The organism is Arthrobacter glacialis, assembly GCF_002909445.1.
GTDB classification, from domain to species: domain Bacteria; phylum Actinomycetota; class Actinomycetes; order Actinomycetales; family Micrococcaceae; genus Specibacter; species Specibacter glacialis.
Genome location: NZ_PPXC01000001.1, coordinates 461,012 through 485,193 on the forward strand (window position 1 = coordinate 461,012; position 24,182 = coordinate 485,193).

Here is a 24,182-nt window from a genome sequence, read left to right on the forward strand (position 1 = left end):
ATCATGGCAGCAACGCCTCCCACCCAGGTTGTTATCCCGCATGCGCCCTGGTTCACCGACGATCGCCTCGGCATGTTTGTTCACTGGGGTTTGTATTCCCTGGCTGCCCGGCATGAATGGGTGATGTACCGGGAGAGCATGAGCGTGGGCGAGTACAGCAAGTACTTTGAACACTTTGACCCGGACCTCTACGATCCGCGGGAGTGGGCGGCGGCAGCCAAGAATGCCGGCATGAAGTACGTGGTCCTGACCACCAAGCACCACGACGGTTTTGCCCTCTGGGATTCCGCTCTCACGGAGTACAAGTCAACCAACACCCCGTGCGGGCGGGACCTGCTGACGCCTTATGTGGCCGCGTTGCGTGAGGCCGGCCTGAAAGTTGGCTTCTACCATTCGGTCATTGACTGGCACCACCCGGATTACACCATCGACGGCAACCACGCTGACAGGAACAATCCGCACTGGCAGGAGTTGAACAAGACTCGCGACGGCGCCAAGTACAGGGAGTACCTGCACGGCCAGGTGCGCGAGCTGCTGAGCAATTACGGGCAGATCGACTACTTGTTCTTTGACTTCTCGTACCCGGATGTTGCCACTGCCAACCCCGACGGCGGAGCCAAGTTCGCCGGCAAGGGCGCCAACGATTGGGGTTCCGTGGAGCTCATGGAAATGATCCGCGACCTCCAGCCGGGCATTGTGGTCAATGACAGGCTCAACGTTCCCGGTGACTTTGTGACCCCCGAGCAGTACCAGCCCGCCGGCGCCATGCTCAGTGGCGGCAAGGAAGTTCCCTGGGAAGCCTGCCAAACGCTCAACGGCAGTTGGGGATATGACAGGGACAACCTGGACTACAAGTCCTCCGAGCAGCTGATCCACATGCTCATTGACGGCGTCTCCAAGGGTGGCAACCTGCTGCTCAACGTTGGCCCCACCGCCCGTGGGCAGATTGACCCGCGGGCACACCAGGCACTGGCAGGCATTGGGGGCTGGATGCACTTGCACAGCCGCTCCATCTACGGGGCCGGGGCCGCGGGCATCACCGCGCCACAAGATGCGCGCTACACCTTGCGCGGAAACCGACTGTACCTGCACCTGTTCGCGTGGCCGTTCCAGTTCATCCACCTGCCGGGGCTGGCGGGCAAGGTGCGTTATGCGCAACTGCTCAACGACGCCTCTGAAGTGGCCATGATGGTGCTGGACCCGGGGCAGGCTGCCGGGCATATGACACCCGCCGGCCAGGCATCGGGAACCTTGACCCTCAAACTCCCCGTCCAGCGGCCCGGCGTGGCCGTCCCCGTCATTGAGCTATTCCTGAACGACGAAAGCGATGCGTCATGACCCAGAAAATTGCGCTCCACACCAGGTTGTTGCCCGGCAAGGAGGCTGAGTATGATTCCGTCCACGCCACGATTGGCGGCGATCTTGACGCTGCCTTGCGCACCGCCGGGGTCACGAGCTGGAACATTTGGCGCAGCGGCCGGGAGCTTTTCCACGTGGTGGAGGTGGCCGACTACCAGGCAATGCGCAAGGAATTGGCGCTTAACCCCGTCAACATTGCCTGGCAGGCCGTCATGAGCGAACTGCTCGAGGTTGAAGACGACTACTCAGGCGATGACATGGGCCTGGCGAAAGTGTGGGAACTGCCATGAGCCTGCCGGAGTTGGGCCGCCTGGGTTTTGGTGGCGCAGGAATCGGAAACCTGTACCGAGCCATGTCCGACGACGTTGCTGACGCCACCCTTGCTGCCAGCTGGGACGCCGGCATCAGGTACTTTGACACGGCACCGCACTACGGCTTGGGGCTGTCCGAACGCCGCCTTGGCGCCTTCCTGACCACCAAGCCGCGCGATGAATTTGTCATCTCCACCAAGGTGGGGCGGATCCTGGAACCCGTGGCCAACCCCTCCGGTGCCAGGGACTCGCAGGGCTTTGACGTGCCGGCAGACGTTGTTCGGCGCTGGGATCCCTCAGAAGCTGGGATTCGCCGCAGCATTGAGGATTCCCTGGAACGCACGGGCCTTGACCGGATCGATATTGCCTACCTCCACGACCCCGATGTTTACGATCTTGACGCGGGCATCAAGCAAGCCTTGCCGGCCTTGGAAAAATTGCGGGCCGAAGGGCTGGTCGCAGCCATTGGTGTGGGCGCCAACTCCGCCGACGCCTTGCGCGAGTGCGTGCTCGGCGCCGACCTTGATGTGATCATGCTGGCCGGGCGCTACTCCCTGCTGGAACAGCCAGCCGCCACCGACTTGCTGCCGCTATGCCAAGAACGCAACGTGATGGTAGCCAATTGCGGTGTGTACAACTCCGGCCTGCTGGCCCGCCCCGTGGTGCCGGAGCACGCCAACTACAACTACGCACCGGCACCGGCGAACATCCTGGCCAAAGCCAAGGCCCTCGCCGCCTGCTGCGACGAGTTTGGCGTGGAACTGCCCGCGGCCGCCCTGCAATTCGCGGCGGCGCACCCGGCCGTATGCAATGTGGTGGTTGGCGCGTCCACCGCGGAGCAGATCAGCCAAACCGCAGCGCGGATGGCAGCGGAGATTCCGGCCGCATTGTGGGCAGCCCTGGTTGCCCGAGGACTGCTTGGCGAAAGCCTGGTCCATGTCTAGCCTCAACGCGGCTGAACGGTCAGCGCCGCTGCGGCTGGATTCCCATCTGCACCTGTGGGCGCTGGGCGATGGGCAGTATTCCTGGGTGCAGCCCGCCCACGGCATTCTGTACGACACCTTTACCCCGGAGATGGCCCGGCAGGCGCTCGCGGCACAAGGGGTTGGCCAAGCCATTTTGGTGCAGGCCGATGACACTGCTGCCGACACCGAAGCCATGCTGGCCGCAGCAGCCGCCCATGACTGGATTGTTGGCGTGGTGGGATGGCTGCCCTTGGAGGAACCATCTGCGGCGGCAGCCCTCTTGGAACGGTGGGCGGAGAACGACAAGTTTTGCGGTGTCCGCACCTTGATCCATAGCGACCCGCGCCCCCATGTGCTGGAGTTGGAAACAGTGCGTGCATCGCTGGCTCTGTTGGCGAGGGCGGGCATCCCCTTTGATGTGCCCGACGCCTTTCCCCGGCACCTGCGACAGGTGGCAGATCTTGCCGCGGCCATGCCCGAGCTGATGATTGTTGTGGACCATCTGGGAAAGCCGCCGCGGGGTGGCACTGCTGAGCAAATGCAACTATGGGCGAAACAATTGGGCGACGTTGCCGCTCTGCCAAACACGGTCGCTAAAGTATCTGGGTTGCACACGGACGCGGCGGAGTTTTCCGCCCAAGCCCTGGAGCAGGTCTGGGACGTGGCGCTGGAGGCCTTCGGTCCGCACCGGCTCATGTTTGGCGGCGACTGGCCGGTGAGTTTGCTCGGCGGCAGCTATGCGCAAACTATCCAGCTCGCGGCCACCCTGATGGACTCCTTGAGCGAAGCGGAATCACAGGCCTTCTGGGCTGGAACTGCACAACGCGTGTATAAGCGATAACATTTCCGTAAACATCGGATGTATTAGCGTAAAAAGTATGTATTTGTGTCGCAGGTAACATACCATGGTGAAAGTTGAACGGCATCGGCGGCCAAAGTGTCCGCCAAATCAGGCGGGATTCCGGCATTTTCATGGGCGAAAAGACTGATTTCGATCAACGACATAAGGCTTCAAAAGAGGTCTGATGTCAGATCTTTTGAATTGAAGCTTGAGAGGGCAGTATGAGTAATCAACTTCTCCGGATCTCCGGGGTGAACAAGAGCTTCCCCGGCGTCAAGGCGCTATCAGAGATGCAGCTGGAGCTGGGGCACAATGAGGTACTGGCCCTTGTTGGCGAGAATGGTGCTGGCAAGTCCACCCTGATGAAACTGCTCTCCGGCATCTACGTCCCGGATTCGGGCACCTTTGAAATTGATGGCGAGCCAGTCAACATCAATGGCACCAAGCATGCGCAGGAACTGGGCATCAGCATCATCCACCAGGAATTCAACCTGATGGCGGACCTGACAGTGGCCCAGAACATTTACATTGGCCGCGAACCGCGCGTCGGGGGCCTCTTCCTGAGCGAACGCGCCCTCAACCGCAAGGCCCGCCTGCTCTTTGACAGGATCAACATTGACCTTGATCCCAAGGCCAGGGTGGGCGATCTGACTGTTGCCAAGCAGCAGATGGTGGAAATTGCCAAGGCCCTGTCCTACAAGTCCCGGATCCTGATCATGGACGAGCCCACGGCTGCACTCAACGACGCCGAAGTGGCCACCTTGCACGATCTGATCCGCAATTTCACGAACGAAAAAACCGGTGTCATCTACATTTCGCACCGCATGGATGAGCTCAAGGCCATCTCCAACCGCATCACTGTGATTCGCGACGGCGAATACATCGACACCGTGGGCACGGCCGAAACCACCATGCGTGAGGTCATCAACCTCATGGTGGGGCGTGAAATTTCCGGCAACCAGCGTCCGGAACCCACCACACCGTCGAACGATGTGGTGCTGAAGGTCAGCGGGCTGTCCACCAAATCCCTGCTGCGGGACATCAACTTTGAACTGCACAAGGGCGAGATTCTTGGTTTCGCCGGCCTGATGGGTGCCGGACGCACCGAGATTGCGCGTGCCATTGTTGGCGCTGACAGCATCTCGGCCGGCACCATTGAGCTCAACGGGAAGCCAGTGAAGATCAGCAATCCGGCCGTTGCCGCCAGCCTGGGCGTGGGGTACCTTTCCGAGGACCGCAAGCACCTGGGCCTGCTGTTGGAGCGCGACGTCAAGGACAACATCGCCCTGAGCTCCTTGAAAATGTTCAGCCGCATGGGTGTGCTGGACAACAAGGCCATGAAATCAACGGCCTCCACCTATATCGACAAGCTGCGGATTAAAACCCCCTCCAGCGGCCAGATCGCCAAGAACCTTTCAGGTGGCAACCAGCAAAAGATTGTCATTGCCAAGTGGCTCGTCAAGGACTGCGATGTGTTGATCTTTGATGAACCAACCCGGGGAATCGATGTTGGCGCCAAGGAGGAAATCTACGCACTCCTGAACGATCTGGTGGCCCAGGGCAAATCCATCATCATGATTTCCTCGGAACTTCCCGAAGTCCTGCGCCTCTCGCATCGCATTGCCGTGATGAGTGCAGGCCGCCTCACCGGGTTCCTGAGCAATGCCGAAGCCAACCAGGAAAACATCATGGAACTGGCAACACAAAACAGTGGGAGTTCAGTGCTGACACCCCTACCAACCTCCAGCGCGCAGCGCTCCACGACGTAAGAAAGTACGGCAAACAATGACGTTGACAAAGGACGCTGCGCAAGCTGCCCAGATTGCCAGTAACAAGAAATCAGAAATGAACACCCGGCTCCGGGCCAGCTTCCAACAGCTTCTAGCTTTCGCCAGCTTGTTGGCATTGGTGTTGTTCTTCTCCGTGGCCAACGCCAACTTCTACCAGGCCGCAAACCTCTCCAACATCCTGCTCTCCACCGTTGTGACGGGCCTGTTGGCACTGGGCACCACATTCGTCATCATTACCGGCGGTATTGACCTGTCCATCGGAACGGGCATGACCTTGTGCTCGGTGATGACGGCTGTGTTCATGACCCAGATGGGCATGCCCATGATTGTGGGCGTGCTGTGTGGTGTTTTGTTCGGTGCCCTGATGGGTGGGATCAACGGCTTCTTAGTTGCCGTGATGAAAATACCCCCCTTCATTGCAACGTTGGCCATGATGATGGTGGCTGCGGGCCTGGCTTTGGTCATCTCCGGCACCAAGCCCGTCTACACCACAGAGGTTGAGGGCTTCCAGAAGATCTTCGCCCTGGGCAAGTCCATCCCCGGCCTGGTCATCCCCAATGCCGTGTTCATCTTGTTTGCAGCCGCCGTCGTGGCCGGCCTGCTGCTGTCCAAGACTGTTTTGGGCCGCTACACCTACTCGATTGGCAGCAATGAGGCGGCCACGGCTCTTTCCGGCGTGAACGTCACCAAGTGGACTGTGCTGATCTACACGGTTGCAGGAACTTTCACCGGTCTGGCCGGCGTCATCGCCACGGCACGCTTAAACTCAGCCCAGCCCGCGGGCGGTGCAGGCCTGGAGCTCCAGGCGATTGCCGCCGTCGTCATTGGTGGCACTTCCCTGGCCGGCGGCAAGGGCTCCATCATCGGCACCGTGATTGGTGCGTTGATCATGTCCGTGCTGACCAATGGCCTGTCCATCATGTCCATCCCGCAGGAATGGCAGCAGGTAGCTGTCGGTGTAGTCATTCTCCTGGCCGTGTACCTGGACATGATGCGCCGCAAAAAGGCCGCCAACTAGTTTTCCACAAACAGCAGCACCCCATTTGTTCACGTGTTTATACGAAGGAGTTAGACCCCCATGCAAAGAAGAAAATTTCTGGCCTTGGCCTCAGTAGCTGCCCTGTCCTTGAGCGTTGCTGCTTGTGACACGGCTGCCACCCCCGCAGCTGGCGGCGCCGCAGCCACCAACGGCAAGACGTACATCGCGATTGTTTCCAAGGGCTTCCAGCACCAGTTCTGGCAGTCAGTGAAGCAGGGTGCAGAGAACGCTGCCAAGGAATTCAACGTTGAAATCTCCTTCGAAGGTCCCGACAAGGAAACCAACGTTCAGCAGCAGATGGACCAGCTGAATAACGCCATGGCCAAGAACCCGCAGGCGCTGGCCCTGGCCGCCTTGGACTCCAAGGCAGCTGAAGGCATTCTGCAGGACGCCAAGGGCAAAAACATTCCCGTCATTGCCTTTGACTCCGGCGTGGATTCGGATATTCCGTTGGCTACCGCCTCCACCGACAACAAGGCTGCTGCCGCCGAAGCTGCAAAGCACATGGCCGAGCTGTTGGGCAAGAAGGGTGAGATCGCCATCATCGGCCACTCCCAGACAGCCACCTCAGGCACCGACCGCCGCGACGGCTTCGTTGACTACTTGAAGACCAATGCGCCGGACATCAAGATCGTTGACATCCAGTACGCCGACGGCGACCAGGCCAAGTCCACCGACGCCGCCAAGTCCATCATGACCGCCTACCCGAACCTGGCTGGCATGTACGGCACCAACGAAGGTGCCGCGATCGGCGTCGTCAACGCTGTGAAGGAAGCCGGGAAGACCGGCAAGCTCACCATTGTTGGCTTCGACTCCGGCAAGGCCCAGATGGACGCCATCAAGGACGGCCTCATGGCAGGCGCCGTGACCCAGAACCCCGTTGGCATTGGCTACGAGACCGTCAAGGCAGCCGTTGCCGCCATCAAGGGTGAAACGGTGGAGAAGGTCATTGACACCGGCTTCTACTGGTACGACAAGACCAACATTGCCGATCCCAAGATCGCCGCGAACCTCTACGAGTAGCCTCCAGCAACTGACCCGCAGAAAACGGCGAAAATTCACGATTTTGACGTGATTTTCGGCGTTTTCTGCGGGTCAGTTTGTTTTTAACGTTCGACGCCGGTGCTTGCCTTCATGTGCCGGCTCGCCGAGGGCGTGCCAAACTTCGCCCCTACGTGCCGAGGGCGTGCCAAACTGGCGGGGGCGTATGAAATTTCATACGCCCCCGCCAGCTTGGCACGCCGTCACGCCTATTGCGGTGTTAGAGGGCTTGGCGGAGCCAGTGCTCCACGCCGCTGATGTGCACTGTCAGCAGGGACTTGGTCAGTTCGGCGTCGCCGCGCTCCAGGGCCTCGATGATGGCTGCGTGCTCCGAGAGTGTCCTGTCCACGGCCTTCTCCTGGGTGAGGCCGCGCCAGATGCGTGCGCGCACAGTGCTGCTGGAGAGCCCGTCCAGAACGCTGGACAAGTAGGAGTTGTTGGCCGCTGTGGCAATGAGTTCATGGAAGACGAGGTCGTGGTCAACCAAGGACTCAACACTGGTTTCATCGTTGATGTTCTCCATGGTGGCCCGCAGTGCAGCAATTTGCTCGGGCGTGATGCGACCGGCGGCTATGGCGGCAGCGGCGGGTTCCAAGATGCGGCGGACTTCAAAGATGTCCAGGATGGATTCGTCCTGGTGCAGGTCCACGATGAAGGTCATGGCCTCGGTGAGCAGCTTGGGTTCAAGGCTTGTCACATACGTTCCGTCGCCGCGGCGCACATCGAGGACCCGGATGATCTCCAGTGCCTTGACGGCTTCACGCAAGGAGCTGCGGGAAAGTCCCAGCTTCTCGCTGAGTTCCTTTTCCGGCGGCAATCGATCCCCGGCGCAGAGCTCCCCGGAGATGATCATTTCCTTGATTCTGGTGATTGCTTCGTCAGTTACGGCCATGGAACCAGTCTAATGGTCTGATGTTTATTTTTGCGGGCCAACGCGCAGTTGGCGGCACGGCAAGTCCCTACAAAAATGCACCCCCAACAAGGTTGAGGGTGCATTTTCACTGCGGAGACGGGGAGATTTGAACTCCCGGTGGAGTTGTGCCCCACACTTCATTAGCAGTGAAGCCCATTCGGCCGCTCTGGCACGTCTCCAGCACTGGCTAAGGTAGAAGCCCCTAACCAGCATCCCAAACTTTACCCATGAGAGGGCCCTCAATGCAAAACGAGGGGACGGGTGGCGCCTTTACCGACGCAATTACTGCAGATAATTACAATCCGCCGGTGAGTGCCCGCCACAAAAATTCGTGCGACGCCGTGTGGAGTCGGGCTGCTTGCTCATTGTTGCCGGCCCCCGCGTGGCCGCCCTCCAATGCCTCATGGAACCACACGTCAATGCCCATGGCTTCCATCCGGGCAGCCATCTTGCGCGCCTGCACCGGTCCCACCCGGTCATCGGAGGTCGCCGTCCAAATGAACGTTGCCGGATACTGAACGTCGGACCGCAGCAGGTGGTACGGCGAGAACGTCTTGATGAACTCCCATTGCTCGGGCACGTCGGGGTCGCCGTATTCAGCCATCCAGGAGGCGCCTGCTGAGAGCTTCGTGTAGCGGCGCATGTCCAGCAGCGGGACGCCGCAAGACACGGCGCCAAAGAGCGTGGGGTGGTGCGTGAGCATGTTGCCCACCAGCAGCCCGCCGTTGCTGCCGCCCGCGCAACCCAGGTGCGCAGGTGATGCCACGCCGCGGGCCGACAGGTCACGGGCCACAGCGGCAAAGTCGTCGTAGGCGCGGTGACGGTTTTCCTGCAGTGCGGCCGTGTGCCAGCTGGGCCCGTACTCACCGCCGCCACGGATGTTCGCCACCACGTACACGCCGCCGCGATCCAGCCACGTCCGGCCCACGGTGCCGCTGTAGGCGGGGGTGCGGGACACCTCAAAGCCGCCGTACCCGCTCAGCAAGGTGGGGTTCGCGCCGTCGAGCCGCAGATCCTTGGGCCCCACCTGAAAGTACGGTACGCGGGTGCCGTCGGCCGAGACCGCAAAGTGTTGTTCCACGCTGTATTTTTCGGCCGTGAAGAACGACGGCGCCTCCCGCACTAGCGTCGCCGGCGCCACCGGGGTGCCGGTGGCGTGGGTGCCAAGACCTGCGGGCAGGGTTCCGCGGTACACGGTGGAGGGGGTGAGGAAGCCCGTGGCAATGAGCCAGTAGTCGTTGCCGGCCGTGGCGTCCTCGGAATCCACGGCGTAAGCATCCACGGAATGCAGAGGTGGGCAGGCGTCAAGTTCCTGGACAGCCCAATCCGCGGCAGGGTTCAGCACCAGGATCTTGGAGGACACATCCGCCAGCAAGTTCAGCAGGAGGTAGTCCTGGGTCCAGCTCCATGACTGCAGCGACTGGGCCGACGTGGGGGCAAAGACGGTGCGCAAGTCCCGGCTGCCAGCCAGGAAAGCAGCCAACTCAATGGCCAGCAGGGTCCCGGCGGCATGGACAGCGCCGTCAAGAGCCCAATCGTTGCGCGGGCGCAACAGGAGCCACTGGTGGTGCAGTGAAACGTTCATGCTGTCCGGGACGTCGATGTGCACCCAGTCGTCACCCACGCGCAGGTAGCTGCGCGAGTTGAAGAAATCCAGCACATCGTAGGCAACGTCCCGTTCAAATCCGGGTGTGCTGCTGTGGGAAACGCCGCCGCTGAGGTGGTCCACGGGAACCGCGAACAGCGGCTCCTTGACGGTCAAATCCGCCAGGGACTCGCCGCGGCGCAGTACACGTGTGGCGGCCGGGTAGGAGGAGGTGGTCATGGACCCCTCGCCGGTGTCAGTTCCCACGTACAGGGTGTCGGCATCACGCCAGCTCAGGCGGGTCTTCGCGGCGGGAAGGTTAAAGCCGCCCTCCACAAAACTGCGGGTGGGCAGGTCAAACTCCCTGTACGCCACCGCGTCGCCGCCGTCGGGGGACAGTGCCACCATGGCGCGCCGGTACTCCTGTCCGGGTGCCGGGCGCAGCAGCGAGGCCCCCGCCCACAGCCATTGGGCATCCTCCGCCTCGCACAGGGCGTCAACGTCCAGCAGGATCTGCCAGTCAGGGGATTCGCCCAGGTAGCTCTCCCAGCTGGTGCGCCGCCAGAGCCCGCGCGGGTTGGTCTCATCGCGCCAGAAGTTGTAATACCAGTCGCCGCGTTTGGACACCATGGGGATCCTGTCCTTGGAGTCCAACACCTCCAACACGGATGCTTCAAGAGCCGCATAGCCCGGAGTCAGCAGTGCGGAGTCGGTGCGTGCATTGCGCTCGCGGACCCAGGCCATGGCGGCTTCGCCGTGAATGTCCTCCAACCAGAGGTTCTCATCGGCGGGCTCGGGGGCAATGTTCAAAGGTGTTGGTGCTTGCGTCATAACCCCATCCTAGGCACCCACGCGGGCGCCCGTTCACGGTTCCGCCAGCGGCGTTGGGACGCATCAGTTAAGCTCAAGGGGTGAAATCTTTGGGTGCGCAGACTGTGGTTATTGTGGGGGCGGGGCCCCGCGGGACTTCCGTCATGGAACGCCTGCTGGCCCAGTACGTGAACAAGCGGTCAGCGCACGAGTTGCACATCCACCTGGTGGATCCCTTTCCGCCGGGTGCCGGGCATGTGTGGCGCACCGGGCAATCACGGCTGTACCTGATGAACACCCAGAGCTTTTTCCCCACCTTGATCCCGGACCAGGGTGTGTCTGCCCTGCCGTTGGCCGGTTCCAGTTTCAACGAGTGGCGTGCTGCCCAGAGGGAACAGCCCGCGGACATGCTCACTGCCGAAGACAAGGCCGAACTTGCCGCGCTCGCAGCCACCGGATTCCCCAGCCGGGCCCTCTACGGCCGCTACCTGAGCTGGTCCTTTGAGCGGCTCGTGGCCCAGCTGCCCCATAACGTCACACTCACAGTCCACGCCACTGAGGCGAAGCGGGTGGCGAGGGACCACGAAAACGGTGGGTTCGACGTCGCACTTCTGGACGGGGAGAAACTGCACGCCCATCAGGTGGTGCTGGCTGTGGGCCATGTGGAATCGAAACTGAACCCCGCCCAGCGTGCCCTGCGTGACGACGCCCGCGCCAACGGACTGACGTACCTGCCGCCAGCCGTGCCCAATGACGTGAATTGGGCGCAGCTTCCCGCGGGTGCCACTGTCCTGGTGCGCGGCATGGGGCTGAACTTCTTTGACGTTCTGGGCCAGCTCACCGAGGGGCGCGGCGGCACTTTTGAACCCACGGGACAGCCAGCCGGCGAGGCGCTGAGATACGTGGCCTCGGGGCAGGAACCCGTCATTGTGGGGGCCTCCCGGCGCGGCACCCCGTACCGGGCCAAGGCGGAGCTTCAGAGCTACTATCCGCACAGTGTCACCTTGCGTTTTCTGGGTGAGGACGCGGTTGCCGCCATCAAAGCCATGGGCGCCACGGCCGGGTTTGACCACGATATTTGGCCGCTGCTGCACCGCGACACCCTCTGGGCGTACTACACCACGCTGGCGCGGACCCGTCCTGAGACTGTCTCGGCGCAGTTGCTGCCGGAGCTGGATGCACTGCTGCATGCCGGGCTCGACGGCGGCGACCCTGGGTGGGCTCTGCGGCTCAAGGACCTGCTGGTGCAGCACGTCCACGTTGACCACATCCTTGATTTGCGGGGCCTTGCCCGGCCGTTGACCAAGCACCCGCTGCGCCCCGGCACAAACCACAGATTCTCCTCCCATGCACAGATGGACGCGGCCGTGCTGGCATACCTGAGCGCCGATGCTGCCGGTTCGGCCCGCGGCGAGGATGACCCCGTCAAGATGGCCATTGGTGCGCTCAATGCCGGGCGGGCCATCATCAAGTCGCTCGTGGCGGACAAGGGAATCACTCAGGTTTCCTGGCTCGGGGAGCTGCGCGGCTGGTTCGAGGGCTTCGTGGAGGGGCTGGCCAGCGGGCCTCCTGCAGTGCGCATGGAGCAGCTGGCGGCACTGGTGCGGGCCGGTGTGGTCCATTTTGCCGGCCCCGACCCGGTCTTTAGAATCGAGCACGGGCTGTTTAGCGTCAATTCGCCCTGGGTCGCCGACCATCCGTGGGAAGCCAGCTATTTGGTGGAGGCGCTGGCCCCGGCGAACCAAATCGTGAACAGCGACTCACTGTTGCTGACAAACTTGCTCGCCGACGGTTTGGCACGTCCCCGCGTCATGCTCCCGTCCGACGGCGAACCCGTTGTGACCAGCGGCCTGGACGTCTCGGCGCCGCCGTACAGGCCCCTGGACGGCACGGGCGTCCCCGTTGACGGATTGTATGTCCTGGGACTGCAGTTGTCCTCGGTGCAATGGGGCACTGCCATCGCCGCCGAGGCTTCGGCGAAGTACCGCAGCGGCTACCGCACCGTCCTGGACGCCGACGCGATCGCCGCAGACATTCTGGCCTGATCGATCTTCCCTGACACGACCGCGCCCGTCCCCGCTTTTCGCGCCCGTAGGAACGGGTGCGAAAAGCGGGGACGGGCGCGGTGATGCATCGGATGGGCCCACGCTGGCAGGGTGCCAGTGGGGATCAGTGCTTGGCGGCCGCCTTGCGCCGTGACGCCAGGGCAACTCCGGCACCAGCACCGAGCAGGACCAGTGCGCCCAAGCCCAGCGGAAGTGCTGCGGTTCCCGTGGCAGCAAGGTCGCCCGAGCCCGAGCCGTTGCCCGCACCCGCACCGGCCGTCGCAGAAGGTGACGTTCCCGGCGTCGTGCTGGTGGAGGGCGCCGGAACGCCCGTATCCGCAGTAACCGGGATGGTGATCGGCAGGCGGGCGTAGCTTCCACCATCAGTGGTGATGACAAAGCGGCCGGCGTTGAGCTTTTCCGGGACCGTAAAGCTCAGTGTTGCCACACCCCCGGTGACCGGTGAGGTGCCCAGCTCGGACGGCAGGACCGCGCCGGCCAGGATGGCGAAACCGGTTCCGCCGCCACTGCCCGAAGGCTCGTAGCGGAGTGTGACCTGGGTGGACTTGGTGACTCCCAGCGAGGTCAGGTCCAGCTTGTTCAGGCCGAGGCTGACTTTTTGGCCTTCCGTGACAGTGGCCGGTGCGTTGACAACGTCCACGCCGCGGCGGGAGAAGTCTGGCGTAATCGGCGTTGTGGCCGACTTTTCACCCAGGTACTTGATCCAGGCGTCCCGGTCAATCAAACCGGAATCCTTGGTGTTGCTGCCTTCCGTGAAGACGCGGAAGTTGTCGCCGCCTGTTGCCAGGAAGCTGAACGTACCCACGCGGTAGGACCGTGCGGGATCCAGCGGTGCACCGTTGATGACCACGGAGGTGATGTGGTCGCCCAGCTTGCGGGTGGAATCGTAGGTGTAGTCCACATTGGAGGACAGGCCAAGGTTCAGGAACGGGCGGCTGGGGATGCTGCCATCCGCGTTGGTCTGCCACTGCTGCTCCAGCATGGTCTTCACCTGGGCTCCGGTCAGGGAGGTGGTCCACAGGTTGTTCACGAACGGCAACACGGCGTTGGCGTTCGCATAGCTGACCACGCCGTCCTCGAAGCCCGCATTCTTGTACAGCAGGTCCGCACGGAGTCCGCCGGGATTGACGACGCCGATCTCGGCTCCGCCGGTCTGCTCACCCTTGAGGGCGTCCAGGAGCGAGTTGCCCACCAGGTTGCCCAAAGCGGACTCACTGGCGCGGTCATCACGTGTGTACTTGCCCGTTGCGGCGTCGAAGGTCTGTGCCGTGGTGATGTCGGCGGAGATCTTGCCGACAGGAACACTGCCGGCAACCTTGGCATCGGCCAGAGCCTTGTCCGTGATGGTCTTGACTGCTTCAACACGGGGGAATTCGGCTACCAGTGCGGCGTCGTCGGCCTTGGTGCGGGGTTCGTTCTTCTGGGTGTAGGAGACAACATTGTTGTCCGCGTCGACCGTCAAGACGATTTGGCCGATGAACTCGCCGTAGCTTCCGGTCTGGAGCACGGGGCGAGTCTTCAATGCCGCATCAGCAGCAGCGCCCGGGATCGCAGCGTCCCACGCGTACTGCTTGTGCGTGTGGCCCGTGAAGATGGCGTTGACCGATGCGCTGGTCTTGGTCACAATCTCCTTGAACATGCCCTCGGTGGCGATTTCTTCCGCCAAGGTTGCCTTCTCGGGCGTTCCGGCACCGGCACCGTCGTGGTATTCGGCCACGATGACATCGGCGAGCTTGCCGTCGGTGATCTTCTTGGCCACGCGGTTCACGGCTTCAACAGGGTCACCGAAGTCCAGCATGGAGATGCCGGACGGGGTGACCAAGGTGGGGGTTTCCTGCGTGATGGCGCCGATGATGGCAACCTTCACCCCATTGACGCTCACGATCTTGTATTCATCGAGCGCAGGCGTGGTGGTGCCCTTCGCGTACACGTTGGCGCCGAGGTAGTCCCAGTCGGCCGCAGCGGTGACGCGCCCGTCCAGGTCTGCATAGCCCTTGTCGAACTCGTGATTTCCGACGGCGGATGCCTGCAGCTTCAGTGCGTTGAGGACGTCAATGGTGGGCTTGTCGTTCTGGGAAGCCGAGGCGAACAAGCTGGCACCAATGTTGTCGCCGGCGGAAAGGAAAGCCGTGTTGGCGTCACCGGCGGCTGCGCGGAGCTGCTCAACCGTGCCGGCAAACTTCACTGTGTTGGCGTCGATGCGGCCGTGGAAGTCATTGATGTTCAGGAGGTTGATGTCCTTGGTTGCCGCCGGAACGTCACCCAGGTTCAGGCCCACCACCACGGGGTCATGGTCGGAGGCAGAGTATTGGCCAGCCGTGTAGAAATCGGTGGCGTTGTACTTGTAGCGGCTGTAGCCCATGGCAATTGATTCGGCGGAGTTGATGTTCCAGATGTCCGCGCCGGTGATCAGCGCTTCTGCGGCAGGCGAGGCAAGGACATGGTCCAGCGAGCCGACCACGCCACCGAAGCTGTAGGAGTGTTTTCCGGTCTTGGGATCCTGGTCCACGTAGCCAGCAGCCGTCATGACATTGATGGGGTCTTCAAAACTGTAAGCGTTGAAGTCACCCATCAGCAGCACCTTGTCGGTGTTCTGGTCCTGCTGCAGCTTGGTGGAGAAGGCAACAAGTGCCTGGGCCTGGGCTGTGCGGGCAAGGTTTGAATTGCCCTGGCCCTGATCGGTGTCATTGCCAATGGCTGAGCCCTTGGACTTGAAGTGGTTGACGATCAGCAGCACCTTGGCTGAATCCTCGGCACCCACGGGCTTGAAAGACTGGGCCAGCGGCTGCCGGGCAATGCCTGTGAACGCCTTGTCGTCCAGAATGACGGAATCGCCTACGGGCTCGGCAACGTTCTTCTTGAAGATGTATGCCGTGCGGATGACGTCTTCAATCGCTTCGGCGGGTCGCGTTGCGGGGGAGCGGACGTAGTCCCAGACCCCCGGCGTTGCAGCATTGAGAGCGCCAACCAGGGTAGCTAGGGCGCTGTCGCGGTCTTTGCCGAACTTGGCTGAGTTCTCTACTTCTTCCAGCGAGAGCACGTCAGCGCCGGAAGCGTTGATGCCGGCCACGATCTTGTCCTGCTGGCGCTGGAGGTTCGCCGCATCAGCAGCGCCGCGCTGGTCGCAGCCGCCCCTGACGCTGATCTTGTTGCCGTTGTAGTCCGTGTAGAACTGGCATGAGGGGTTCTTGTCGCCAGTCTCCGTGAAGTAGTTTTGCACGTTGAAGGAGGCAACCTTGAGGTTTCCGCCAACGGGCTTCGGTGCGTCGGCGCGGGTGTTCCCGAAAGCGATGGGTTGCACGGTGCCGGCATTCGCAGGCGTGAGTGCTTCCAAGGGCTGGAACTTGTAGGCGTTGTTGCGGTTGTCGAAGATGACCGGGGCCATGAATTCTGAGGTGGAGCCGATGCGCATCGGCGTTGCCTGACTCAACCAGGGAAGCGGCACCAAGGAACCGGCGGCGCTGAGGAAATTGGTGCTGGCGCCGTCGTCGAGCTTGATGGCACGGGCAGTGTTCTCGGCAACTGCGGCGGTGTACGCGGCTGAACCGTAGGGTGCCACCGCAGTGGGCTGAACCAGCGGCGTGGTTCCGGTGGCCAAGCCAACCTCACCGTAGTTGTTCAGTGAATAGTTGTCCGTGATGGTGAAGTTACCCTGGGGCGCAACGAGCATGCCCTCAAGGGTTTCACGCTGCGCGACGGACCCAGGCACGGTGATGACAGCCGCCTTGACCTCCGTGGCAGGTTCGGAGAGCTGGGTCATTCCGCCAGCAGCAACATCAATCTCTGTAGTGGTTGCGGTGTCTGAAGCGCCGCCGAATTCCTTGACCAGACCAGTGACCTGGACGTAGTCACCAATCTTGACGGTGGCCACCGTGGCGGGGGAGTACACAAACACACCATCGGAAACCTTATGCGTGGCGAGGTCAAGGTCGCCGCCGGTGCCCGGAGTCTGAATGAAGTAACCGTTGAAGCCGCCGCTGGGGTAGGCCGCAGTAACTTTGCCCTTGGTGGTGACACTGGTGCCCACCAAGGGGCTCGCTGCGCCGTTGCCCTGAATCTCGGCGATGGTCTTGGACCCGGAATCAACCGGTGGAGCGGGTGGTTCGGCGCCGCCACCGGTGCCAACCGGCGAGGGAGCCGCCGTGGTGAAGTCTGCCGCGTTGCTGTTCGTATCGGCAAAGCCCGTGCGGTTCAGTGAGGAGGAAGCGTTCGCAGCCGAGGACGCCGCGGTTTCAAAGCTGTTGGAGGTGCCATAACCGAGCAGGTCCACCACATCGGCGGTTCCCACCAATGATCCGGTGGGGAGATCGGCCGGAAGTCGTGACGCTTGGCTGGAGAGGATGAGCGTGCCGCCGCCACCGGCAAAAGCAAAACCGCTCGAATCCGCGTCGCTGGTAGGCAGTTCACTGCCCACAACTCCATTGGAGTTGCCCTTGATCAGGTAATAGTCGTTGGCCTTGATGGTGCCGGTCAGGGCTGTCAGCCCGGTGGGTGCCGCCTGGCCGGTGGTGGAGCGGTACTGCAGCGACCAGCCGTTGAGGCTGATGTCGGCACCTGTGGGGTTGTACAGTTCCACGAACTTGTTCTTGTAGGTGGCGTTGGCGCTGCCACCGTTGAGATAAGCCTCGTTAATGACCACGTGCGGTGCGGCCAAGGCACCTGGCAGGGCGACAGCGGGGGCGAGCGCGCCGCTTGGGGCGAGTGCCGCCGTCGCACTTTCAGTGGGTGTGGAAGCGGCAGCCCCGGTGGATTCGGTGTTTGCCGTGTCGTCTGTGGCCAGGGCGGGTGAAACCGCCAGCGGGGCCACCGCCAGGCCAAGGGCCAGTACGGCGCCCAACCCAGCCTTGATGAAGGTGTTGCTCGTCATGTCTCCAACTCTCAAAAGTGTGGCGTTCCCCAACGCCGTGAGTGATGATGATCCGCAGTTTTCAAGGGTGGAGGACGGCACAAGGCGGCCCTCAACCTGCCGCGCGGGAATGTGTTTGAGCCAAACACGTGAATGTGAATCAACCATGAACGGACGGCCGCGGTCAATGAAATACCAGGGGTTTTGTTGAAAACCAGTCAAAAGGTTAGGGCGGCCCGACGGCGGCCGGGGCAAAAGAAAAGGGAAGCAGCCTCGTGATGAGACTGCTTCCCTTCATACGCGCGGAAGGTGCGAGATTCGAACTCGCGGTACGGGGTTACCGCACACTGGTTTTCAAGACCAGCTCCATCGGCCGCTCGGACAACCTTCCTTACCCTAGTAGTGTTTCATAAGCAGGGCTGTGCCACCAAAATGAGCGGCGGCACAACGAGGATTCACGGGTACTTGAAGGCGATGGAGAAGGTCATGAAGGCGATTATTACAACGGGTGCCGGCGGGCCGGAAGTTTTGGCTCTCACGGAGGCGCCAGCTCCGGTGCCGGGCCCGGGCGAGGTGCTCATTGACGTGGTTGCCGCGGGAATCAACCGTGCTGACGTGCAGCAGCGGCGTGGCTTCTATCCGCCGCCGCCGGGCGCATCGCAGATTTTGGGCCTTGAAGTGTCCGGCCGGATAGCCGCCTTTGGCCCGAATGTGACCAAGCCTTTCAGCCTGGGCGACAAGGTTGTGGCGTTGCTCACAGGTGGCGGTTACGCGGCCCAGGTGGCCGTCCCGGCTGGCCAGGTGCTGCCCCTGCCCGAGGGAATCGACGTTGTCACGGCCGCCGCCCTGCCCGAAGTTGCCGCCACCGTGCATTCAAACCTGTTCATGACGGCGCAGCTGCAGGCCGGGGAAACTGTCTTGATTCATGGCGGTGCCGGCGGTATTGGCGCCATGGCCATTCAGCTGGCGAAGGCTGCCGGCGCCCGCGTCATCGCCACGGCCGGCAGTGACGAGAAGGCCGCCATGCTCACCGGCTACCTCGGCGCGGACCTGGCCATCAACTACCGCACCCAGGACTTTGTGGAACGGGTCCGCGAATTCACCGGCGGGCTCGGCGCAAACGTGATCCTCGACGTCGTCGGGGCTAAGTATTTGGCGCGCAATGTGGAATCACTGGCCACCTATGGCCGCCTGGTGGTCATCGGCCTGCAGGGAGGTGCGACGGCGGAACTCAACTTGGGCGCGCTGCTCACCAAGCGCGCGGCCATCATCGGAACCACGCTGCGGGCCCGCCCGGTAGATGAGAAGACGGCCATCATGGAGGGCGTGCGCGATAGCGTCTGGCCGCTGGTGGCCAGCGGAGCCGTCAAGCCCATGGTGGACAAGACGTTCCCGCTGACCCAGGTTGCCGCGGCACACGAGTACTTTGATTCGGGCGCCCATGTGGGCAAGGTGCTGCTGACGCTGTAGCGCTTAGCGGCCTGCATTCGAAAAATGCGCCCCGTTCCGCTTCCGGCGCCCCGTTGACCGGGCGCCGGAAGCGGAACGGGGCGCTTTTATTCGATGGTCGTTTGGCGCTGCGCCACTGCGCGCTGGCTTTTCCTATTTGCCGTGGTTGCGCTGACGCGGGGCCCTGATCTTCGGCGTGCGTCCGTCGATCTGCGCAAGCAACCGCTGCTTTTGGGGACTGTCGGGGCGCGCCCGGATGACAGTGATCTCTCGCTGCGAGTATGGCGCGGTTCGCTCCGGGTGAGCCGATGCCCGCCACTCGCGGTACCAGCGTGGTCCGAGGAAGGGCGGCCACCAGAAGGAGGAGCAAGCGACTCCCAAGAGGGGTGGCATCATTAGGCACGCAATGAAAGGGCCCCTCGCAAGATTCTCGTAGTCGGAGTACTTCAGCAGGGTTTCCAGCAGTATGACAAGCAAAAAGACCCCGCCTGAGGCCATCTTGAAGGGCCAATTGACCAGATGCCCAGGGTAACTGTAGAAGACCCAACCGCGGCGTTTTCCGTTCAGTCCACACCAGGTGGCCATGAAGGATGCGGCGGCGAGCGCCGCTGAAAATATGACCAAAAAAATGTGGCCCTCGGTCATGTCGGAAAATTCGGGGAGCACGGTGCCTTTCGTCCTTTCGGGTGACTAAAAGGTAGCAAGCAAGCCGCAGAGATGTCATTTTGGCGAAAGTCCCAGTCAGCGCTTGCGTTGACCATACTCAGTAGCTACATTAGGCATACGCGGTATGTATACCGTTGTCGTGAGGGTTCGTTGGGGGCTCTCGCGCCGAACAAGGGGGCTGCAGATGTCCATTAAGCATTCATTACTAGCGTTATTGGCGGAAAGTCCGCGCTATGGTTACCAGCTGCGCGGCGAGTTCGAGGAGCGGACAGGTTCCACGTGGCCGCTGAACATTGGGCAGGTGTACACCACCCTTGACCGTCTGGAGCGGGATGCCCTGGTGGAAAAGGAAGGCGACGACGGCGAAGGTCACGTCATCTACAGCATCACCGACGCCGGGCGCACCGAGGTGATGGGTTGGTTTGCCCAGCCAGTTGCCGCAACAAACCCGCCGCGCAATGAGCTGGCCATCAAGCTGGCGCTGGCCCTGACGCTCGCCGACGTGAACGTTTCCGCCGTCGTTCAGGCACAGCGCACAGCCTCCATGAAACTGTTGCAGGACTACACCCGCCAACGCCGAGCCGCGGCCACCCATGCTGGCACACAACTCTCCGGCGAGCCCGGCACGGGCAACGCCAACGACGCAGCCTGGCTGCTGGTGTTGGATTCGCTCATTTTCACCACGGAAGCCGAGGTCCGCTGGCTGGACCACTGCGAAGGCTGGATGGCCAAACGCGCAGCATCGGCGGGCACAGCAGCCAAGCCGGCCCAGGCACGCGCCACTGCTGACACGGCGGTGGTCAAATGAGCAACGAAATTTTGCAGCTTGAAAGCGTCAGCCGGACCTATGGTGAAGGCGCCATGTCCGTGGCGGCTCTGCGCAGCGTGAGCCTGACCATCAACGCCGGCGAGTTCGTGGCGGTCATGGGGCCCTCGGGGTCCGGAAAGTCCTCGCTCCTGACGCTCGCCGGCGGCCTGGACAAGGCCACCAGTGGAGAAATTTTCGTGGAAGGAACCCCGTTGGGAGGGCTCAGCATCAACGCGCTGGCCAGGTTGCGCCGTCGTGCCGTGGGATACGTCTTTCAGGACTTCAACCTTGTCCCCACATTGACGGCCGCCGAAAATGTTGCCTTGCCCCGGGAACTTGATGGCATTCCTGCCCGCAAGGCCCGCCGCCAGGCCAAGGATGCGCTGCGCCTGGTGGGCATTGAGGACTTGGCTGACAGGTTCATGGATCAAATGTCTGGGGGCCAGCAGCAGCGTGTGGCCATTGCCCGCGCCATTGTGGGCAACCGCCGTCTGATTCTTGCTGATGAGCCCACGGGCGCGCTGGATTCGGCCACGGGTGACGGCATCCTGGAAGTGTTGCGTAGCCGGGCTGAGGCCGGGGCCGCCGTCGTCATGGTCACGCATGAGGCCAGGCACGCCGGCTGGGCTGACAGGGTGGTGTTCCTCAAGGACGGCCGCATTGTTGACGAGGCCGCCTCGCAGCAGGACCCGTCAGTGCTGTTGGCTGGATGGGCGCACTGAGGTGGCGCTTGACCTGACGCCCGTCAAAGGGGGCGGGCAGCACCGGCTGCGCCTTGCCTTGACCATGGCATGGCGGGACATTCGCCGCCACAAGGGGCGTTCGGCATTGATTGTTGCTCTGATCGCGCTGCCCATCTTTGCCATGTCCTTCGCAGCCACGGCGGGCATGAGCACTCAGGCCACCCCAGCCGAAACTGTCGCCATGGAGCTGGGCCAGACCCAAGGGCGTTTGACAGACATGGGTGCCCAGAACTCCACGTCAGTGCAATCCGTTCAGGGTGACCTGAGCTTCGGGCTGGGTGCCCCCGGGGTTGGGCCCGACCCCGCCTTCGCGGCGACTGCCCCCGTAGATGCCGTACCGGCTGGCTTCACCACCATCCTTTGGCAGACAGCAACCGTCCACACGCCTGTGGGCAAGGCTCAGGTGGAGGTGCCCATCACCGTCACCGATGTTCTCAACCCCGCCTTCACGGGCAAGTACACGCTGCTCGACGGCGTGGCACCAGCCTCCGATCGTCAAGCACTGGCAAGTCGCGGCCTCATGGAGCGATTCGGATTGAAGCTTGGCGAGGAATTGACGACGTCGGCCGGCACCTTTGAGATTGTCGGCACCATCCGCCCCGAGCGCCAGGGTGACGGGGAGTCGTACCTATTCCTGAGCCCAAAGCAGATCCCGGCAGCGCTAGCGGCGGAGCTGAGCCCCGCCGTCGTTTATCTTGCGGGGGACAAGTCGTTGAAATGGGCCGATGCCAAGGCCTTCAACGCTAAGGGCATCACTTTGACATCCCGCAGTCTTCTTCTGGACCCGCCCAACAAGGCGGAGCTGGGAGCCGATGCCGGGAGCATGAATGGTGACTGGCGGCAGGGCAACATGGTCACCACAATTCTGGCAGCTTCTCTCATCGGAGTCCTGGCCCTCATGGAAGTGGGGCTGCTGGCCGGCGCCGCCTTTGCGGTAGGGGCCAGAAAGCAGCAGCGCGACCTCGCCTTGCTTGCCGCATCGGGTGCGGAAAGCTCCATGGTGCGGACAACCGTTACGGCCAGCGGTTTGTGGTTGGGCTTGGCCGGCGGCATGGTGGGGGCCGTGCTGGGCAGCATTGCCGCAGCAGTGCTGGTGTTGGTGGTCCGGGGGCAGGGCAGCGCCATGTTCCCTGGCTTGCACGTCACGTGGCTGCCGGCCCTTGGCCTAGTCCTCCTGGGAGTTGTGGCAGGCCTTGTTGCGGCCATGGTGCCCGCCCGCGCCGTTGCCAGGCAAGCCACGCTGTCAGCGCTAAAATCTGGGCGGACGGCCGAGCTGCCGTCCAAGTGGACCAAGTGGGTTGGTCTGGGCTTCTTGGGGTTGGCGGCCGTGGTCATGGGAGCCGGGGCTGTAGTGAGCTTCACGGTGAGGGGGCAGGTCGACTCCTATGTGTGGTTGCCGCTCAGCTCAGGCCTCATCATTGGCGGTGCCGTGGCGCTGGTTGTTGGCCTGATTTGCTTGACGGGAAGCATCGTTGCGTTACTTACGGCCAGGACGTCCTGGCTGCCCGTTCCACTGAGACTGGCTGCCCGGGATTCGGCCCGCAACCGTGGACGCACGGTTCCGGCCGTCGCCGCAGTGCTGGCGGCAGCCACGCTGTCAGGGGCACTCATGGTGGGCACCGCCAGTGCCATGCAGGACAGCAGCAATAACCACCAGTGGCAGTACAACCTGAACCAAACCGGCGTGCCGCTGGAATTTGTGAAAGCCAAAATCACAGACATGGGCGGTGGGGCGCAGCGGTGGGAATCACAGGGACTGGCCACCGTGAACTCCAAGGAAGCCACCAACCTCATGGTTGATGCCCTGGGCCCCGCCATCACAACCCACGTCTTGCGGGGCACGCCCGCAAACACCCAGTGCGAGTTGGACCAACAGGAACTCGCCATGGAAAACAACTCCGGGCACGAGCTGCCCAATGCCGCACCATGCCCCAAGTGGGCGCTCGCGGAACCTGCAACAAACCGCTGCGAAGTGGCGTCGGACAGGAAACCAGCAGATCTCGTTGACTGGCGTTGCACCGGGGCCATGGGCAACAGCAGCTATGGCAGCAACATCCCCGCCATTATCGCCGGAGGGGAAAAAGAACTAGCTGCCTTGTTGGGGCGGGCGCCCAGCGCCGATGCCCTGCAGACATTGCGGAGTGGCGGCATGGTCATCACCAACAAGGTCTATCTACAGCAAGACGGCACCGCGAAGGTCATCACCTTTGATCCATCGTCGCCCGGGAACCGCGACCAAGATGTTCCCGGCACTCCCGGCAGGCAGTACATGCGACCACTCGTGACACCACTGAGTTCGCGGTCGCTGCCGGCGGTAGTGGAAGCGCCGGAGAAGAACCTTAACTTCTACGGTGTCGTTTCGCCCGAAACGGCGGCGGCCATGGACATGCCTGTGAGTGACCAGACCCTGTTGGTCACGGCACCCAAGAGCCTTAGCCAGGCGGAAACGGACCAGGTCCAATCCGCCATGGCTCCAATTTTGGGCCAGTACAACAGTGTCTTCTTTGAAAAGGGTCCCGCCGGCAACATAGCGAGCATCCTCTGGCTCATTGTTGCTGGCGGGGCCCTCATCACGCTCAGCGCAGCCGGCATTACCGCCGGTCTGGCGCTCGCCGACGGCCGTAATGACCATGCGACCCTGGCCAGCATTGGGGCAGACACGCAGCTGCGCAAGGCCATCTCTGGTTCGCAAACGCTGATGACCGCCATGCTGGGGACAGTATTGGGCGTCTTTGCCGGGGCGGTGCCAACTATTGTGGTGTTGTCCTTGCAGCGTGGCTTCCCCATCGTCATCCCCTGGCTGCAAATAGCTGCGTTGATGATCCTGGTCCCGCTGTTCGGTGCAGCCGCCGCGTGGCTCCTCACCAAGGGCAAACTGCCCATGACGCGGAGGCAAACCCTGGTCTGAGCCACCGAACGAGGGACTTCCGAGCAAAATGCCGCCGTTTGA

Annotated in this window: 16 protein-coding genes and 2 tRNA genes; 12 read left to right on the forward strand and 6 right to left on the reverse strand. The window is 62.4% G+C overall.

All coding sequences use genetic code 11. From position 1 onward, the window contains the following. Positions 1 to 3 precede the first annotated feature (3 nt). The 7 genes from CVS27_RS02060 (at position 4) to CVS27_RS02090 (ending at position 7,328) form a co-directional block, all read left to right on the forward strand. Positions 4 to 1,338: an alpha-L-fucosidase gene (locus CVS27_RS02060; protein WP_103464058.1), complete on the forward strand. Its 1,335-nt coding sequence runs from the start codon at positions 4 to 6 to the stop codon at positions 1,336 to 1,338. Next, entirely contained in the window at positions 1,335 to 1,649 is a 315-nt protein-coding gene (locus CVS27_RS02065; protein WP_165788234.1) for an L-rhamnose mutarotase, read from the forward strand. The genes CVS27_RS02060 and CVS27_RS02065 overlap by 4 nt, the downstream gene beginning before the upstream one ends. Next, a complete protein-coding gene (locus CVS27_RS02070) occupies positions 1,646 to 2,614 on the forward strand; it encodes an aldo/keto reductase (protein ID WP_103464059.1) in 969 nt (322 codons plus the stop codon). The genes CVS27_RS02065 and CVS27_RS02070 overlap by 4 nt, the downstream gene beginning before the upstream one ends. Continuing rightward, positions 2,607 to 3,476 carry an amidohydrolase family protein gene (locus CVS27_RS02075; protein WP_243400015.1) on the forward strand — a complete coding sequence of 290 codons (870 nt, stop codon included), beginning with the start codon at positions 2,607 to 2,609 and terminating at the stop codon, positions 3,474 to 3,476. Before CVS27_RS02070 ends, CVS27_RS02075 begins: the two co-directional genes overlap by 8 nt. A gap of 221 nt (positions 3,477 to 3,697) precedes the next feature. After that, positions 3,698 to 5,245 carry a sugar ABC transporter ATP-binding protein gene (locus tag CVS27_RS02080; protein WP_103464060.1) on the forward strand — a complete coding sequence of 516 codons (1,548 nt, stop codon included), beginning with the start codon at positions 3,698 to 3,700 and terminating at the stop codon, positions 5,243 to 5,245. A gap of 16 nt (positions 5,246 to 5,261) precedes the next feature. Next, entirely contained in the window at positions 5,262 to 6,284 is a 1,023-nt protein-coding gene (locus CVS27_RS02085) for an ABC transporter permease (RefSeq protein WP_207767426.1), read from the forward strand. A 60-nt stretch (positions 6,285 to 6,344) separates the two neighbouring features. Next, the gene (locus tag CVS27_RS02090) at positions 6,345 to 7,328 is read left to right on the forward strand and encodes an ABC transporter substrate-binding protein (RefSeq protein WP_103464061.1); all 984 of its coding nucleotides are present in this window, start codon (positions 6,345 to 6,347) and stop codon (positions 7,326 to 7,328) included. A gap of 238 nt (positions 7,329 to 7,566) precedes the next feature. Here CVS27_RS02090 and CVS27_RS02095 read toward each other — a convergent pair whose 3' ends face one another. From CVS27_RS02095 to CVS27_RS02105, 3 genes are all read right to left on the reverse strand, one after another. Further along, the gene (locus CVS27_RS02095) at positions 7,567 to 8,238 is read right to left on the reverse strand and encodes a FadR/GntR family transcriptional regulator (RefSeq protein ID WP_103464062.1); all 672 of its coding nucleotides are present in this window, start codon (positions 8,236 to 8,238) and stop codon (positions 7,567 to 7,569) included. A 112-nt stretch (positions 8,239 to 8,350) separates the two neighbouring features. Further along, positions 8,351 to 8,438: transfer RNA gene (locus CVS27_RS02100), tRNA-Ser, on the reverse strand. 116 nt (positions 8,439 to 8,554) lie between these two features. Further along, the gene (locus CVS27_RS02105) at positions 8,555 to 10,675 is read right to left on the reverse strand and encodes a prolyl oligopeptidase family serine peptidase (protein WP_103464063.1); all 2,121 of its coding nucleotides are present in this window, start codon (positions 10,673 to 10,675) and stop codon (positions 8,555 to 8,557) included. 80 nt (positions 10,676 to 10,755) lie between these two features. Between CVS27_RS02105 and CVS27_RS02110 the strand changes: the two genes are divergently transcribed. Further along, positions 10,756 to 12,699 carry an FAD/NAD(P)-binding protein gene (locus tag CVS27_RS02110; RefSeq protein ID WP_279325092.1) on the forward strand — a complete coding sequence of 648 codons (1,944 nt, stop codon included), beginning with the start codon at positions 10,756 to 10,758 and terminating at the stop codon, positions 12,697 to 12,699. 124 nt (positions 12,700 to 12,823) lie between these two features. Here CVS27_RS02110 and CVS27_RS02115 read toward each other — a convergent pair whose 3' ends face one another. Beyond that, positions 12,824 to 17,587, reverse strand: a complete 4,764-nt coding sequence (locus CVS27_RS02115) for an ExeM/NucH family extracellular endonuclease (RefSeq protein WP_103464131.1) — start codon at positions 17,585 to 17,587, stop codon at positions 12,824 to 12,826. A gap of 282 nt (positions 17,588 to 17,869) precedes the next feature. Continuing rightward, a tRNA-Ser gene (locus tag CVS27_RS02120) sits at positions 17,870 to 17,957 on the reverse strand. A 95-nt stretch (positions 17,958 to 18,052) separates the two neighbouring features. Here CVS27_RS02120 and CVS27_RS02125 point away from each other — a divergent pair. Continuing rightward, positions 18,053 to 19,036, forward strand: a complete 984-nt coding sequence (locus tag CVS27_RS02125) for an NAD(P)H-quinone oxidoreductase (protein WP_103464132.1) — start codon at positions 18,053 to 18,055, stop codon at positions 19,034 to 19,036. 132 nt (positions 19,037 to 19,168) lie between these two features. On the opposite strand, the gene CVS27_RS02130 is transcribed toward CVS27_RS02125, so the two are convergent. After that, on the reverse strand, positions 19,169 to 19,681 hold the full coding sequence (locus CVS27_RS02130) for a hypothetical protein (RefSeq protein ID WP_103464064.1): 513 nt from the start codon (positions 19,679 to 19,681) through the stop codon (positions 19,169 to 19,171). Between the two features lie 184 nt (positions 19,682 to 19,865). Between CVS27_RS02130 and CVS27_RS02135 the strand changes: the two genes are divergently transcribed. From CVS27_RS02135 to CVS27_RS02145, 3 genes are read left to right on the forward strand one after another with little or no spacing between them, the layout of a single operon-like run. Then, a complete protein-coding gene (locus CVS27_RS02135) occupies positions 19,866 to 20,489 on the forward strand; it encodes a PadR family transcriptional regulator (protein WP_103464065.1) in 624 nt (207 codons plus the stop codon). Continuing rightward, on the forward strand, positions 20,486 to 21,211 hold the full coding sequence (locus tag CVS27_RS02140) for an ABC transporter ATP-binding protein (protein ID WP_103464066.1): 726 nt from the start codon (positions 20,486 to 20,488) through the stop codon (positions 21,209 to 21,211). The genes CVS27_RS02135 and CVS27_RS02140 overlap by 4 nt, the downstream gene beginning before the upstream one ends. A gap of 1 nt (position 21,212) precedes the next feature. After that, on the forward strand, positions 21,213 to 24,140 hold the full coding sequence (locus CVS27_RS02145; RefSeq protein WP_103464067.1) for an FtsX-like permease family protein: 2,928 nt from the start codon (positions 21,213 to 21,215) through the stop codon (positions 24,138 to 24,140). Positions 24,141 to 24,182: the final 42 nt, after the last annotated feature.

Bases quoted from the DNA above. Each gene is read 5' to 3' on its own strand.
- CVS27_RS02060 (WP_103464058.1), top strand. From the start codon at position 4: ATGGCAGCAACGCCTCCCACCCAGGTTGTTATCCCGCATGCGCCCTGG.
- CVS27_RS02065 (WP_165788234.1), top strand. From the start codon at position 1,335: ATGACCCAGAAAATTGCGCTCCACACCAGGTTGTTGCCCGGCAAGGAG.
- CVS27_RS02070 (WP_103464059.1), top strand. From the start codon at position 1,646: ATGAGCCTGCCGGAGTTGGGCCGCCTGGGTTTTGGTGGCGCAGGAATC.
- CVS27_RS02075 (WP_243400015.1), top strand. From the start codon at position 2,607: ATGTCTAGCCTCAACGCGGCTGAACGGTCAGCGCCGCTGCGGCTGGAT.
- CVS27_RS02080 (WP_103464060.1), top strand. From the start codon at position 3,698: ATGAGTAATCAACTTCTCCGGATCTCCGGGGTGAACAAGAGCTTCCCC.
- CVS27_RS02085 (WP_207767426.1), top strand. From the start codon at position 5,262: ATGACGTTGACAAAGGACGCTGCGCAAGCTGCCCAGATTGCCAGTAAC.
- CVS27_RS02090 (WP_103464061.1), top strand. From the start codon at position 6,345: ATGCAAAGAAGAAAATTTCTGGCCTTGGCCTCAGTAGCTGCCCTGTCC.
- CVS27_RS02095 (WP_103464062.1), bottom strand. From the start codon at position 8,238: ATGGCCGTAACTGACGAAGCAATCACCAGAATCAAGGAAATGATCATC.
- CVS27_RS02105 (WP_103464063.1), bottom strand. From the start codon at position 10,675: ATGACGCAAGCACCAACACCTTTGAACATTGCCCCCGAGCCCGCCGAT.
- CVS27_RS02115 (WP_103464131.1), bottom strand. From the start codon at position 17,587: ATGACGAGCAACACCTTCATCAAGGCTGGGTTGGGCGCCGTACTGGCC.
- CVS27_RS02125 (WP_103464132.1), top strand. From the start codon at position 18,053: ATGAAGGCGATTATTACAACGGGTGCCGGCGGGCCGGAAGTTTTGGCT.
- CVS27_RS02135 (WP_103464065.1), top strand. From the start codon at position 19,866: ATGTCCATTAAGCATTCATTACTAGCGTTATTGGCGGAAAGTCCGCGC.
- CVS27_RS02140 (WP_103464066.1), top strand. From the start codon at position 20,486: ATGAGCAACGAAATTTTGCAGCTTGAAAGCGTCAGCCGGACCTATGGT.